Origin of the sequence: Pseudarthrobacter sp. MEB009 (assembly GCF_030208875.1) — a bacterium.
Taxonomy (GTDB): Bacteria; Actinomycetota; Actinomycetes; order Actinomycetales; family Micrococcaceae; genus Arthrobacter.
This window is the reverse complement of sequence record NZ_JARVTC010000015.1, coordinates 172,300-186,477: the sequence shown is the minus strand read 5'-3', so window position 1 is coordinate 186,477 and position 14,178 is coordinate 172,300. Positions and strand designations below refer to the sequence as shown.

Sequence of the window (14,178 nt, the reverse complement as noted above, 5' to 3'; positions counted from 1 at the left end):
AGGGCTAGCCCCACTCCTGATATTCCCTCTACTTGGCTTCCGGGATCATGCGTAGCCCCGCCGCCATCTGCCTTCGCAACATCTCTGACGGGACGCCGTCATGCGCTCGGAGTGCGAGTCCCTCGGAAAGCATGTTAATGGCGTGCGCGAGCGCGAGTGTGTCTGTCCCAGCGAGGATCTGGCCGCTTCGAATACCCAAATCGAGCTTGCCTTGAAAACGGCGCACTCCGTCGTCTCCGATAGCTGCGAGTGCGCGTGCGACGTCACTATCGCGGTCTTCCAAACTCACCGCAGAATGGACTACCAAGCACCCAAGGTGAGGCCCTGGCGCCGTTATCACGTCCACAAAATCTTCGAAGAATCGTTTGAAGGCTTCTACCACCCGAGGTTCTTGATCGAAGGTATCCCACACGGGATCCCAGAACGTGCGTTCGTACTGGTCAACGACGTTGATGAACAGCTGCGCTTTGCTGCCGAACGCCGCATACAGGCTCGGTGGGTTGATTCCGATGCCAGTGCACAACTGGCTGATTGAGGTCGCCTCGTAGCCATGCTCCCAGAACATGTCCATCGCGGCCTCAAGCGCCTGCTTCTCATCGAAGCCCCGACGTCGCCCCCGCGCGGCATCTCGGGGCTTCGCGTTGGACGTGGACATAAGCACCTCACGAGTTGACGAATAACTGTAGCGCTCACTACAGTAGCATCTGTAGCGACCGCTACAGAATGTTTCGAGCCCCAAGGAGTGCTAGTGTCCGAGAAAACCTACGTCCAGGAATACAACGCCGTGTTGGAGGCGCTGTCGAAGTACATCGAAGGGTGCGCCAAGGCTGACGGCTCCATCATGCGGCCGGCATTCCACGGGGATGCGGTGATGTTTACCGCGACCGAATCGGCAGTATCACGAGTGCCGATTCAAGAGCTTTTCGACGGGATCGAAAGGGACTTCAAGCCTTCGAACCCAAGCTCTGCCGTCGTAACCGTCGACATCGTGGGCAGTGTCGCCAGCGCGCGGGTCGACACCGATAACCTCGATGGTTTCCGCTTCAGCGACTTCTTCCACCTGCTGAAGACGGACGGTGAGTGGCAGATCGTTGCGAAGACTTTCCACACACACTCCACCCCTTCCTCCACCCCTTCGAGCTAACACACGCCCGGCATCGGGGCGAGCCCTGCGCGCCGCCCCGATGCCCCCATTCCAAGGGGCAGAGCACCCATCGGCTCTACCGCGCCCGGCACGCCCCCAGCTCAACCGGCCTTCACTGCACCATTTCAAGGAGTCTTCTTGTCCACAACACTTTTCGAGCCATACACAATCCGTGGCGTCTCTTTCCGGAACCGCATCGCGATGTCCCCGATGTGCATGCATTCCGCGACGGCCGATGGAGTCGCCACAGACTTCCACGTCATGCACTACGGATCCCGCGCCCTCGGCGGTGCCGGCCTGGTCATGACCGAGACCGCAGCGGTTACCCCCAACGGCCCGATCGGTCCTGGCGACCTCGGAATCTGGGACGACGCGCACATCCCGAACCTCCGCCGCATCGTAGACGCCGTCCACCTGGTCGACGGCCGGATCGGCGTGCAGATCGGCCACGCTGGACGACAACTCGGCCTCCCCGAACTGACTGCCGTCGCTCCCTCCGCGATCGCGTGGGGACCGGGCTCCCGCGTCCCTGAGGAACTCACCCAAGACGGCATCGCCGAAATCGTCGAAGCCTTCCGTACCGCTGCCGCTCGCGCCTCGGCGGCAGGGTTCGATGTCCTCGAGGTACATGCCGCCCACGGCTTCCTCCTCAACGAATTCCTCTCTCCCGTGTCCAACAAGCGCACCGACGAATACGGCGGAGACCACGCCAGCCGTTACCGCATCGTCCGCGAAGTCCTGGACGCAGTCCGCACCGAATGGAACGGGCCTTTATTCGTGCGGATCTCTTCCACCGACTATGTCGAGGGCGGGAACACCCCGGAGGACTTCATCGTCTTCGGCCGGTGGATGAAAGAGCAGGGCGTGGACCTCATCGACGCATCCTCCGGCGGCAGCGCACCCGTCAAAGTGTCCTCGTTCCCGGGTTTCCAGGTCCCCGCAGCGGAGCTCATCCGTCGGGAAGTTGGTATCCTCACTGGCGCCGTGGGGCGCATCGAGACCGGCCAGCAGGCAGAGGACATCCTCCGCAACGGCCGCGCCGACCTTGTCTTCATCGGCCGCGAGATGCTCAAGGATCCCTTCTGGGCACGCACCGCAGCCGACGACCTTCGACTCTCGATCCAACCACCGGCGCAATACACACGCTACGGCTCCGTATGGCAGCGCAGCCAGCCCCCGCTGCCCGCCGCCCCGCTCCACGAGACAGTCGCGGCGTAGGAAAAGGGTCCTTCTTTTCCGACCTGCCGAAGGACGTCTTTGGGTTCTACGAACCAAGCGTGAAGACGCCGGGTTATCCCCGGCGTCTTCACGCCAAGCTAAAGACCGGATTAGAGGAAGCCGATCGTTGGCACCGAGTTGCCCACCACATCACCGCGGCCCAAGATAGCAACTCGTTGTCGCTTTTTGGCCTTAAGATGGAACCATGGCCAATGAAGTGAATTCAGTGTCAGTTCCGCAAGGCGTCGCAGAGTACGTCAAGGGACTGATCCGACGAGGCGAACTTGGACCCGGAGACAGGCTTCCCCCGGAGCGGCAGCTTGCTGAATCCCTGGGTGTAGCAAGGGTGAGTCTCCGGGAAGCCTTCAGGCAACTGCAAGAGGAGGGCTACATCGTGGTTCGGCGGGGCAAGACCGGAGGCAATTTCGTCACGGCCTTGAGCCAGCCACTAGCAGAGTGGCGTCGCAGCATTCTGGAGCAAGAGGAAGAGCTCGACGACCTGACCACCGTGAGGGTTGCAATGGAGTCCCATGCTGCGACTCTGGCCGCCACGCGGCGAACTGAACACGACCTCGACGCCATGATGGCCGCCATCAACCAACAGGCCGCCGCTTCCAACCGGGCCGAATACAGGCTTGCAGATTCTGCCTTCCATGATGCAGTAGCAAGGGCGGCAGGGAGTAAGCGGCTGGAGGCTGCCATTCGAAATGCGCGCAGCGAGTTCTTCAGTCCGGCGGACATGCTGGAACATCCCGATCCCGTCGAGGATGATCAGCGTCAGCACAGACGTGTATTCGAAGCCATCAAGGACAGGGCTCCCCTGCTCGCACATGAAGCCATGCTGGATCACATCGAGCACACGCGCCACGAGATCCTGAGGATACTCAAATCTGAAACTGAGCAGGTCTCGTAGGTAGGAACATTCCTTTGGTGAGATCCAGGAACATTTGCCAGCTCACGGCACCGACTTCCCGGAATCGTTCATAAGCGAAAGCCTACAAAGAACGCCCGGCAGACCTCCCCTCGGGAAGCGCTGCCGGGCGCGGGACAACCAATCCAACGGTTGAATGTACTTCGTGGATAAATCCAGGGTTAGAGCCGGCCAGCCTCCACAATTTGGCGAAGGAACTCACGCGTACGTGGTTGCACTGGATCACCAAACACCTGCTCCGGAGGCCCTTGCTCCAGGAGCCGTCCCTGCTCTAAGAAGACGACAAGGTCGGATACTTCGCGAGCGAAGTGCATTTCGTGGGTTGCAAGCATCATGGTCATCCCATCCGCCGCGAGCTCACGAACGATGTTAAGGACCTCGGCAACCAGCTCCGGGTCAAGCGCAGAAGTGATTTCGTCCAGGAGCACAGCTTTGGGCTCCATCGCGAGTGTCCGCATGATCGCTACGCGTTGCTGCTGACCGCCGGACAGCTGCTCCGGGAAATAGCTTGAGCGATTTCCAAGGTTGACCCGCTCAAGAAGAGCGTAGGCGCGTTCACGTGCGACCTCTGGGCGAAGCCCCAGGAGTTTGATGGGACCGATGGCAACGTTATCCAAAACACTCATATGGGGGAAAAGGTTGAAGGACTGAAATACCATTCCCACCGTCCGGCGAAGACTGTTGACATTCACGCCGGGTCCACTGACCACGTCTCCGTCAATGCGGATCTCGCCTGTATCTATGGGCTCCAGGGCATTGATGCATCGCAGCAGGGTAGATTTTCCGGATCCGGAGGCACCAATCAGAGTGACGACTTGATGCTGCTCGACTTGTAGGTCGATACCTTGCAGTACGGTATGGGCACCGTAGCTCTTGTGTAGACCGACCAATTCAATGAAAGACATTATTTGCTTCCCTTTCGTCCACGGCGGGAAACGCCTCGCGCCAGCATCCCATCAACGAAGCGGGTCTGCGGGATAGTGATCAAGATAAAGAGAACGGCCACTACTGTGACTGACGAAAGGTTGAAGTTCGCCGATGAATAGAACTTGGCCTGGTTGAACGCGTCCATCGTGCCAATAATGTTTACCAGCGAAGTGTCCTTCTGCAGCGAGATGAACAAGCTGAGCAGGGGCGGGATGACCCCCCGCACGGCTTGAGGCAAGATGACGAAGCGGAGTGTCTTTCCGAAGGAGAATCCGAGCGAACGGGAAGCGGACCACTGTGACGGGTGGATGGCTTCTATGCCAGCCCTGTATGTCTCGGCGGTATAGGCGCTGAACGTCAGAGTCAGCGCAATAATCGCGAACCATTCCGGCGGCAGATCTGACAGTACGGGTAGCTGTAATAGAGGCAGGCCAAATCCCACCAGATAGATGACGATGATAGCCGGCACGGCGCGCAGGCAGTCGACATAGGCGATGGCAATGGCCCGTACCGGCCGCCAGGCGTTTCCGGGGGCAAGGCGGGCTACTGCCAGCAGTAGACCGAAGGCGAGGACGAAGATTTCGGTGATCACGGCGATCCAAATGTTCAGGCCAAAGGCCGCAAAGACGTCACCCGCACTCGCAGCCATGAGGTCCCAACGAAGGAATGTCTTCTGGATAACAGAATCGTTGAGCGTGAGCATCACGGCGGCGGTGATGACAATGAGGACTGCAATGCCAAGCCCGAAGGTGAAGGTTGCATCATTCAGTGATGCTGCACCGCTCGCTCGGGCGTCGAGAATGCGCCCTTCATTCACTTGACGGGACGCACGAAGGGACCGGCGTAATGACCGAACAGCGATCCACAATACCCCGCCGGCGGTCAGCACCCCCACGGTACTCAAAAGCCAGCCAACAACATGGGGAGTGGTGCCTTCCTCGGATCCGTTCATGGCTGCTGCACCGAGGGCCGCGACTGCCAATACAAGGATCGCGGCGAAGACTGTGGCTGCCGACGATAGTGCTCGACTCTTGGGCGGAGGGCTGAGACGCGGGGCGCCAGCTAGAGCCGAGGCAGCTACCGAGGTCACTTCACTGTCCAGAACGGAATGGAGTTGGGGTCAACCCCAAAGGTTGGCTGAAGGTAGTCAGCGGCAAGCGACTTAAGTGTCCCGTCAGAGTCCAGGTCACCGACGGCCTTATCGACGGCCGAGGTGTTCTCGGAGTTGTGAGGTAGTACAACCCCATAGCCCTGATCGAGGGCTATCTGCCCCTTTACGGTAAGAGCGCCTCCGGTTTCTTTCACACTGATGAGGGCAATTGTGGTGTCAGTAACAACTGCGTCAACCTGACCGGCGCTGAGCGCGGTGAAGATTTCCGAGGCGGACTGGAACACGGCTGCGGGCTTGGTCGGCTTGAGCACATCCGCCACCCATTGCGCGCCTACATTGCCTTGGAGGACGGCGACCTTGGAGTCACGGAGAGTGTCGGCAGTGACCTTTGAATCCTTTTTGGTGGCTATGCCAAGGTTTGATGAGAAATAACGCCGTGAGAAATCAAAGACCTCCTTCCGCTTATCAGTGATGGTCACCGTGGCCAGTCCAATGTCGTAGCCGGATGCCGTCCCGGAGATGAACTGGTCCCAGGCCAGGTTTTTCAACTGGACTGACTTGAGGCCTGCACGGTGGGCTATGTCCGCTGCCATGCAGTACTCGAATCCACTCTTAACCGAATCCGGGCCGGAGCCATTGGACCACCCAGGGTTTGGCAGTGCGACGGCAACAGTTAGGACATCGGGCTTTTGTGTTTTGAGTTTGATGCTGTCCGGCTGGCCAGTAACTTTGCAGTCGCCAAAACCGGCGGCGTTACTGGACGAACTCGAATTTGCGTTACCACCGCATGCAGTAAGGGCGAGAACCCCGATCGTCAGGGTGACGGCGGCAAAGGATTGCTTCTTCATCTAAATGCTCCCAAGGAGTAGTGAGAGAGGGCGGCGGCCCACGAGTGCGACTGAGACCGCAGTGATCAGCGAGCCCATCTCCGCTGCAAAGGTCTTAGGTACGGTCCATTGACCTTCCAACTATGAAACATGACACACTTTCAGGTGTCAAGAGTGGACGCGATATAGCCGTGATTGGGTATGTTCGCTCCAGTTGACAGGCTCCGCCAGGTGACGTCATCCTGTTAAGGTATTTGGCTCGTACCTAATACCTAAGTTTTCACAACCCCTTATAGCTGGTCGACACCACTCAGGAGCATATTTTGGCCACATCTGCAACGAACTCCCCCAGGATTGGCATTCCAATCCGCCTCTCAGGCCTCAGTTGCGGAGCTTCGGACCCGGTCATGCAGGAGGCCGAAAGGGCCTTCGACGCAGTGGTCGCTCTGATCCAGGAATCCGGCGCTGAACCCGTCATTATCGGTCCAGCCAGCGATGCGGAGCTCGAGGCAACCTTCGCTTCCTGCCAAGGCTTCGTACTCCCGGGCGGTGGCGACGTCAATCCGGTCCTTTTCGGTGCATCGGCCGAGGATCCTTCCCTTTTTGGCGTTGATGTGGCGCAAGACAGCCTTGACCTCGCTGTCATCAGGTACGGCATAGACCATGGAATCCCTGTGTTGGGCATCTGCCGTGGAATGCAACTTCTCAATGTTGCTTATGGCGGTTCCCTGCACGTCGACTTGGGACCAAGCAGCGTCTCACATGTAAGCAAAAGCGAAGAAGGCGCCAGGGACTTCTCCGTCCATGAGGTGGAACTCGAGCGGGACAGCCGCGTTGCCGTCGCATTCAACGGTGTATCCCGGATTCCGGTAGCGTCTTTCCACCATCAGGCCGTCGATTTCCTCGCCGAAGGTCTGCGTATCACCGCTGTGGCCGACGATGGTCTGCTTGAGGCCATCGAGTCGGTGGACGACAACTGGGTAGTCGGCATCCAGTGGCATCCTGAAGCGCACCTGCCTGCGCCAGAGTTGCGACAGCCGTTGTTCACCGCTCTGAAAACCGAAGCTACGAAGGCGCTGCAGAAGATCTGCTGATGAGTAATTCTGCTTGCCAGCGGAGTGTTCCATTATGAGCGTTAGTGAGCCCCGGGGACCCGCATTCCAGGGGGCGCAAGCCCTCGTTAATTGCAGGAAGGTTGGGTCGACGGCCTCCATGCCTAAGCATGTATAGCTGACGACCCAACCGAACCCACACAATTGCAGCCCCGTTTTCTCCAAGTTCTGCGCCTGATCCGGATGTTCAGGCGGTCTCATCCTTACGGGTTATCTGAGACCTCATCCTGGAGTGGGACAGGCATCGATTTGTAGAGCCCGTCACAACATGCCGCCATCAGGCCCCTCAACAACATTCGCAGTCGCTCACAGAACATCGGCTGGCTCCCACTGGCCACTGCAATTGACAAGGGGAGCAAACGGTCGTTGACCCTGACACTGTCTAACCAGCATGGATGTCCTTCTTGAAAGTCTCCGGAAGCCACTTGAGCAGGATCGGCACGGCGACGAGTGCCACCACTGCCATGTACCAAGCCGCCGACGTCGACGTTCCGGTCGAGCTTGCCAGCGCTGCTGCGATCAGCGGTCCAGGGCCGGCGACGATGGCGAGTCCCAGGTTGTAGCCGAGTGCGCTGCCGCTGGACCGGGTAGAGGCAGGGAAGAGCTCCACGAGCAGTACCACGTTGGTCACACTGCACAGTGCCTGACAGGCCCCGAAGAGGATAAGCCCCGCAACGATTGCCACGCCGTTCCCGGTTCCCATGAGCAGGAAGGACGGGATGGACAGCACAACGAAACCTACCGTTCCAAGAATGTTCAAGCTGCGACGGCCAAAGCGGTCAGACAGGATGCCCGCCAAAGGGCACATCAACAGATAAATGAACAAGCCTGCACCGCTGAGCGTTAGCGCTGAGGCACGGTCCAAACCAAGCGAGGTGGTCAGGTGGTTGTTCATGTACGTCGCCAAATAATAGATGCCGAGCCCGGAGACGCTGGAGAACGCGAACGCGAACGTGATCAGGATCGGTTTAAGGCCCTTCGTGCCTGCCTTTGCCAAAGGGGAACCAGCCAAACGGTCCTCCGACTTCATGCTCTCAAAGACGGGGGTATCCCCCAGCTTCATGCGGATATACAGTCCGGCCAGGGACATGGGTGCTGCAAGGAGGAACGGAAGACGCCATCCCCAGCCCGATAGGTCTTCCGGGGAAAGTGCAGAGCTAAGACCAAGCGCAACGAAGCTTCCGACGATGAACGCCAAGGCAGCGGTACCGGAGATGAGGCTCGCATAAAGCCCACGCTTATTGTTCGGGGCGCTTTCCACCAGGTAGGCGGCGGAGCCACTCCACTCACCACCAGCGGCGATGCCCTGCACGCAACGAAGCAGGACCAGCAGAATGGGGGCCAGAAGGCCAGCCACTGCGTACATAGGAAGCAGGCCCATGACAGTCGTCGCCCCGCCCATGAGCAGAACCGACCAAACGAGCGCTGCCTTGCGACCATGCTTGTCGCCAATGGGTCCAAGGATAAACGCTCCCAGGGGGCGCATGATGAAGCCCACGGCAAAGACTGCGAACGCACTCAGCAGGGAAAGAATCGGGGTGCTTTCGGGGAAGAACAGTTTCCCGATGATGCTGGCAAAAAAGCCATAAACGGCGAAGTCGAACCATTCCATGAAGTTGCCGATACCCACCGCGAGGGCAGTCTTGCGGCGGGTGGCTGCGGATGGTTCTGTGGTGCCGGGAAGTGTTGTTGTGCTTGCGCTTTGCATGAAGACAACCTCTCTGTTGACGTCTGTTTTGGGCATGGAATGGCCCCCGCCCCTGTTGCGAGCAAAGGGCGGGGGCCAGTGTGTGGGCGATGCTCCGCGTTTAAGAACGCGGGGGCACCGTGTTAGTCCGCGTACGGGTCGGGGATGGCGATGTACTGGGCGGTGGTGTATTCACCGAGGCCTTCGGCTCCGCCTTCCCTGCCGAGTCCGGACTGCTTCACGCCACCGAACGGAGCGGCCGCATTGGAGATCATGCCGCTGTTGAAACCGACCATGCCGAACTCGATCTGTTCTGCTACGCGGAGCATCCGCGCGTGATCGCGGCTGAAGAGGTAGGAAGCCAGTCCGTACTCGGAGGAATTTGCCAGGCGGATGGCTTCTTCCTCAGTGCGGAAGGTGGTGACCGGAGCAACGGGACCAAAAATCTCGCTGGACAGAATCGTTGCATCGTGCGGGACGCTTGCCAGAACAGTCGGCGGATAGAAGTAGCCCGCGCCGTCGCGCGGTGCGCCGCCTGTTGCCACGGTGGCTCCTTGCGCTACTGCTTCGGTGACCAGAGCGTGGATGTCCTTGCGGGCACCACCATCAATGATGGGCCCGACGGCGGTACCCGGGTCAGTGCCTCGGCCCAGCGTCAGTGAACCCATGGCCGCGGCAAACTTCGAGGTGAAATCTTCTGCGACCGATTCGTGCACCAGGAAACGGTTGGCTGCGGTGCATGCTTCGCCCATGTTGCGCATCTTCGCTGCCATCGCGCCCTGGACTGCCTTGTCCACGTCAGCGTCCTCGAACACGATGAACGGCGCGTTGCCGCCCAACTCCATCGACGTCCGCAGCACATTGTGGGACGCATCCGCGAGCAACCGTCGGCCGACCGGCGTCGAGCCCGTAAAGGACACCTTCCGGAGGCGCGAGTCCTTCATCAGGGGACCCGAGATTGCTGACGCGGATGATGAAGCGACGACGTTCAGTACGCCTGCGGGAAGACCCGCCTCCTGCATCACCTGGGCGAACAACAGCGACGTCAGCGGCGTGAACTTGGCTGGCTTGAGGACCATAGTGCAGCCGGCAGCAATGGCAGGGGCCACCTTTCGGGTGGCCATCGCCAGCGGGAAGTTCCACGGTGTGATCAGCAGGCATGGCCCCACGGGCTTGCGCTGAACCAGGATCTTGTTCTTCCCCTCAGGGGACGTCAGGTAGCGGCCGTAATCGCGGACCGTTTCCTCCGAGAACCACCGCAGGAACTCCGCTCCGTAGGTCACTTCGCCGCGTGCCTCAGCCAAGGGCTTACCCATCTCCAGGGTCATCAGCAGAGCGAAGTCTTCGGCCCGTTCGGTCACAAGTTCAAAGCCGCGTCGGAGGATCTCTGCCCGGACGCGAGGGGCAGTCCGCGCCCAGGACGCTTGCACCGCGTCAGCAGCATCCAGTGCCGCCATGGCGTCGGCGCTGGTGGCGTCCGCGATCTCCAGGAGCTTCTTTCCCGTTGCGGGGTCCTCGACGGCGAACGTCCCGCCGCCGCTGGCATCGCGCCACTGGCCATTGATCAGCAGGCCGGTGGGGATAGTCGAGAGCAGAAGGCGCTCAAGTTCAGGGGTGACAGTAGCCGTTTCAGGCATGGTGGGTTCCTTCCAAGGCAAGGGAATCAAGGTCTTTACTGGCCACGTCCGGGTGGAGTTCTTCGAGGATCGGCAGGAGGTATGTTTTGAACAGCGGGTAGTTCTCCGCCATTGGGAAGTGCCCGATGTCTTTCATGGCACCGCCCTTCGCGCCCGGGATCTCGGCGATGGCATCTGCCGTGTCTGCAGGAGTGCAGGCGTGATCGTATTCACCCGTGAGGAGGTACACCGGGCACGCCCTGGTGTCGATCTCATGTCCTCTGCCTCGGAGGTCCAAGTCCTGGGAGTAGAAGTAGGTGTCACCACGGTAAATACCGGGGCCGCCCTGGCTGTAGATCCACCAGACTTCGCGGCGGGATACCTCTGGGCTTTGCGGTGCCATCAGGCTCGATGTCCAGGTGGGGACAGACTGTTGGGCGTTGACGTCCGGCCGAAGGGACCAGTCCTGGAAGCGCCCGTTGACCTTGAGCGCTCCCGACAACCCTATGACTGCCCCGATTTCATCGGCGTGCCTGCGGGCCAGTTCCAACACAAGGGACCCGGCCATGGAGCAACCGATAACTGTTGGTTGCTCTATATTCAGGGCCGCCGCAAAGTCTCGGACAACTGCGACATAGGCGTCAGCGGTGAGCAGGTATTCTTCTTCCCACCAGCCCTCCGGTGGGAGGGATCGCCCGTGCCAGGGAAGGTCGAATGCCACCACTCGGAACCGACTGGTGATCTCCGGGTCATTAAGCAGGTGCCGGAATTGGCGCGAATCAGCGCCGGCAGTATGCAGGCAAAGGAGGACCGGTCCGCTGCCGGCTTCTTCGAAGTAGATGCGCTGATCGCGGCCTGACGAACGCAGGTTCACGTAGCGGCCAACCACATCTTCGAAGCTGGCTGCAGGTGTGTCAGTGCTGGACATGGAGTGCCTTTCCGAGATCCACGAGACGTGCAAGGACCCTCAAATTGCGGACGAGTTCGACGTCGGACCCACCGAGCGCTACATCCGGGCTGTTCTTTCCGAGCGCGAGCAGGTCATGCAGCAAAGGTTTGGGGTTGGGGTCGAAGATCTGTCCCCAGCCGGTTGGGGAAGCGGATATGGCGATGTGGTCCGCCGGCAGGTCTTTCCAAGGCGTAGGAATGAGGCTGGAATTTTGGAAATTCAGGACAACGCGCCAGTTACCTGGTGAGACGGCGTCAAGCCAGAAGTCGCTGTATTTGCCAATGACCTGGAGCTCACGGTCAGCGTGCACCGCGTTGGCGAGATGAGTGAACCACACGTCCGATATGACAGGGAGTGTGTTGTTGGTTGAAGTCATGAGCTTCTTTCTGCGCTCGGTAACGGACTCAGAGTGCTGTGGTGCAAGGCCGGAGACGTCTCCGGCCCTGCACCACGAAGGATCAGATGCTCAGTTCGTCCACGCGAACGGTGTCACTGGCCTTCTTGTGCTTGATGGTCTTCGCGGTGACGATGGCGATGAAGCCGAGGACTGCGGAGATGACCATGTACCAAGCGACTGCGTCGCTTGATTGGTACTGCTGAATCAGCAGGGTTGCGATGATCGGCACTGGTGCTGATGTGACGATGCCGCCGAGTTGGTATGCAAGGGAGGTGCCGGTGTAGCGAACTTCCGTGGGGAAGAGTTCTGCCGTGAAACCGGAAATTACCCCGTAAGAGACGCCGTGAAGAAGCGGCAGCGCGATGACGAGCGCCAGCAGAATACCCCAGAAGGTTCCAGTGCTAAAGAGGGCGAAGACCGGGAAGGCGCCGACGGCGACCAGAACGCAGCCCGTCAGAAGCACCTTCTTCTGGCTGTATTTATCCGCGAAGGTGGCGAAGAACGGCAAGGTAAACACCTGAAGGGAGGCGGCAATCATCAGTGCGACGAAGATCGTGCTTGAAGGTATGCCAAGCTGCTTGGGGCCGTAGCTGACCAGGAACACGGTTGCGATGTAGAACGTGAAGTTTGGCGCGAAACCGCAGAGAATGCCGTGCATGAGTGAGCGCTTGTGGTGCTTGAAGACTTCAAACGCCGGCACCTTGGGGACTTCGTTCTTCTCCTGGATTTCCAGGAACTCAGGCGATTCGGTGACTTTGAGTCGGATCCACAGGCCAACGATGACCAGCAGGATGGAAGCAATGAACGGGATTCGCCAGCCCCACGACAGAAGCTGGTCCTGCGGCATGAGTGCAATCAGCGCAAAGGTGCCGCTGGAGAGGACGGTGCCGGCAGGTACGCCGGCCTGGGGGAAGCTGGCAAAGAAGGCCCGCTTGTTGGCTGGTGCATGTTCCAGGGACATGAGCACAGCGCCGCCCCATTCCCCGCCGACTGCGAAGCCCTGCAGGAACCGGCAGACCACGAGCAGAATCGGAGCCCAGATACCGATGGTGGCGTAGTTGGGGAGCAACCCCACCACGAGCGTGCCCAATCCCATGGCCAGTACAGACCAAACGAGCATCTTCTTCCGGCCGATCTTGTCACCGAAGTGCCCAAAGAACGCACCACCGAAGGGACGGGCGATAAAAGCCACCGCGAAAGTGGCGAACGAAGCCAGAGTGCCGGCAAACGGGTCCAAAGTAGGGAAGAACTGGCTGTTGAGCACCAAAACAGTGGCAGCGCCAAAGATGTAGTAGTCGTACCACTCGATCGTGGTGCCAATGAAACTGGCCATGGCGACCTTCGCCGGTGAAGGCGGCGACGCCAGTGTCGCGGATGATGCGCCCATTACGCTCAACCTTTCGAAACAGAGAGTTGGGGGGATCCAGTTCATACTGGAATGTCATAAGACCGTATTACGGTGTTACGAGCTTAGAACGCGCATGTGATCCACGTCAACTCGCTATGAGGCAAAACAAAAGCTCCGGTTCACCATGGGCGAACCGGAGCTTGGAGGGGTCGGACTCAGCTGGCGTGAAGCTTGCGCATCTCCCCCAGGGCCGCTTCCGCAGCATTGCGAACATGTTCTTCGCAGGCCAAGCGGGCCTCGTCGGGATCCCGGTTGACGGCTGCCGCAGCTGTGATCCGGGTGATCTCTGCGATGGTTCGGGCATCACGGCCAGGAGCCGCCAGGGAGAGCGTCCGGAGCATCTGAGTCCGGGCATTCACGCTTCGCAACATCCGCGCAATCTCCGCGTTTCCGGTGCCATCAAGCAGCACGTCGTAGTAGCGATCCTTAGCAGCCAAGCGTCTTTCAGGGTCCCCTGAGGCCACTGCCACCTTAACTTCGCCAAGCCTGGAAACCAGCTCAGTACACTGCGCGTCACTCGCCCTTTCCGCGAAAAGGCTGCCGGCCAGGGACTCGAGGGCACGGCGTACTTCATACAGGCTTTCCGCGTCGTGAATGCTGAGCGTGGCAACTTCAGGGCCTCGATTCGGGACCATCGTTACGAGCCCCTCGGACTCTAGCTGCCTGAGGGCTTCACGGATCACCGTCCGGCTCACGGAGTACTTCTCGCACATCACCGTCTCGACGAGGCGGTCCCCCGGCGCGAATTCCTGGGCAACGATGGCTCGACGCAGCGCGTTGACCACTTCCGTGCGAAGCGGCGCAGCTGTTCTGCGGATGGCGTCAATAGTCATGGCATTCCTTCTAAAGGG

14 protein-coding genes are annotated in these 14,178 nt (G+C 59.8%); 4 read left to right on the top strand and 10 right to left on the bottom strand.

Annotation, left to right across the window (positions count from 1 at the left end; all coding sequences use genetic code 11):
- Positions 1-28: 28 nt before the first annotated feature.
- Complete coding sequence (locus tag QRN07_RS16255; RefSeq protein ID WP_285241595.1) at positions 29-655, bottom strand: TetR/AcrR family transcriptional regulator; 627 nt, start codon at positions 653-655, stop codon at positions 29-31.
- A gap of 93 nt (positions 656-748) precedes the next feature.
- Here QRN07_RS16255 and QRN07_RS16250 point away from each other — a divergent pair, with 93 nt between their 5' ends.
- The 3 genes from QRN07_RS16250 to QRN07_RS16240 all read left to right on the top strand — a co-directional run bounded on the left by QRN07_RS16250 (position 749) and on the right by QRN07_RS16240 (position 3,275).
- Entirely contained in the window at positions 749-1,144 is a 396-nt protein-coding gene (locus QRN07_RS16250; RefSeq protein WP_285241594.1) for a nuclear transport factor 2 family protein, read from the top strand.
- A gap of 138 nt (positions 1,145-1,282) precedes the next feature.
- On the top strand, positions 1,283-2,362 hold the full coding sequence (gene namA, locus QRN07_RS16245; protein ID WP_285241593.1) for an NADPH dehydrogenase NamA: 1,080 nt from the start codon (positions 1,283-1,285) through the stop codon (positions 2,360-2,362).
- A gap of 205 nt (positions 2,363-2,567) precedes the next feature.
- A complete protein-coding gene (locus QRN07_RS16240; protein ID WP_285241592.1) occupies positions 2,568-3,275 on the top strand; it encodes a FadR/GntR family transcriptional regulator in 708 nt (235 codons plus the stop codon).
- 179 nt (positions 3,276-3,454) lie between these two features.
- On the opposite strand, the gene QRN07_RS16235 is transcribed toward QRN07_RS16240, so the two are convergent.
- The 3 genes from QRN07_RS16235 to QRN07_RS16225 form a co-directional block, all read right to left on the bottom strand.
- Entirely contained in the window at positions 3,455-4,198 is a 744-nt protein-coding gene (locus QRN07_RS16235) for an amino acid ABC transporter ATP-binding protein (RefSeq protein WP_285241591.1), read from the bottom strand.
- The gene (locus QRN07_RS16230; RefSeq protein ID WP_285241590.1) at positions 4,198-5,172 is read right to left on the bottom strand and encodes an amino acid ABC transporter permease; all 975 of its coding nucleotides are present in this window, start codon (positions 5,170-5,172) and stop codon (positions 4,198-4,200) included. The genes QRN07_RS16235 and QRN07_RS16230 overlap by 1 nt, the downstream gene beginning before the upstream one ends.
- Before the next feature lie 134 nt (positions 5,173-5,306).
- On the bottom strand, positions 5,307-6,179 hold the full coding sequence (locus tag QRN07_RS16225) for an ABC transporter substrate-binding protein (protein ID WP_285241589.1): 873 nt from the start codon (positions 6,177-6,179) through the stop codon (positions 5,307-5,309).
- A 386-nt stretch (positions 6,180-6,565) separates the two neighbouring features.
- Here QRN07_RS16225 and QRN07_RS16220 point away from each other — a divergent pair, with 386 nt between their 5' ends.
- The gene (locus tag QRN07_RS16220; RefSeq protein ID WP_285241588.1) at positions 6,566-7,252 is read left to right on the top strand and encodes a gamma-glutamyl-gamma-aminobutyrate hydrolase family protein; all 687 of its coding nucleotides are present in this window, start codon (positions 6,566-6,568) and stop codon (positions 7,250-7,252) included.
- Between the two features lie 400 nt (positions 7,253-7,652).
- On the opposite strand, the gene QRN07_RS16215 is transcribed toward QRN07_RS16220, so the two are convergent.
- From QRN07_RS16215 to QRN07_RS16190, 6 genes are all read right to left on the bottom strand, one after another.
- Entirely contained in the window at positions 7,653-9,014 is a 1,362-nt protein-coding gene (locus tag QRN07_RS16215; RefSeq protein ID WP_285241587.1) for an MFS transporter, read from the bottom strand.
- 86 nt (positions 9,015-9,100) lie between these two features.
- Positions 9,101-10,594 carry an NAD-dependent succinate-semialdehyde dehydrogenase gene (locus tag QRN07_RS16210; RefSeq protein ID WP_285241586.1) on the bottom strand — a complete coding sequence of 498 codons (1,494 nt, stop codon included), beginning with the start codon at positions 10,592-10,594 and terminating at the stop codon, positions 9,101-9,103.
- A complete protein-coding gene (locus QRN07_RS16205) occupies positions 10,587-11,501 on the bottom strand; it encodes an alpha/beta fold hydrolase (RefSeq protein ID WP_285241585.1) in 915 nt (304 codons plus the stop codon). Before QRN07_RS16205 ends, QRN07_RS16210 begins: the two co-directional genes overlap by 8 nt.
- Positions 11,488-11,898 carry a hypothetical protein gene (locus QRN07_RS16200; protein WP_285241584.1) on the bottom strand — a complete coding sequence of 137 codons (411 nt, stop codon included), beginning with the start codon at positions 11,896-11,898 and terminating at the stop codon, positions 11,488-11,490. Before QRN07_RS16200 ends, QRN07_RS16205 begins: the two co-directional genes overlap by 14 nt.
- An 82-nt stretch (positions 11,899-11,980) precedes the next feature.
- On the bottom strand, positions 11,981-13,306 hold the full coding sequence (locus tag QRN07_RS16195; protein WP_285241583.1) for an MFS transporter: 1,326 nt from the start codon (positions 13,304-13,306) through the stop codon (positions 11,981-11,983).
- Between the two features lie 176 nt (positions 13,307-13,482).
- Complete coding sequence (locus tag QRN07_RS16190) at positions 13,483-14,160, bottom strand: GntR family transcriptional regulator (protein ID WP_285241582.1); 678 nt, start codon at positions 14,158-14,160, stop codon at positions 13,483-13,485.
- Between the last annotated feature and the right edge of the window lie 18 nt (positions 14,161-14,178).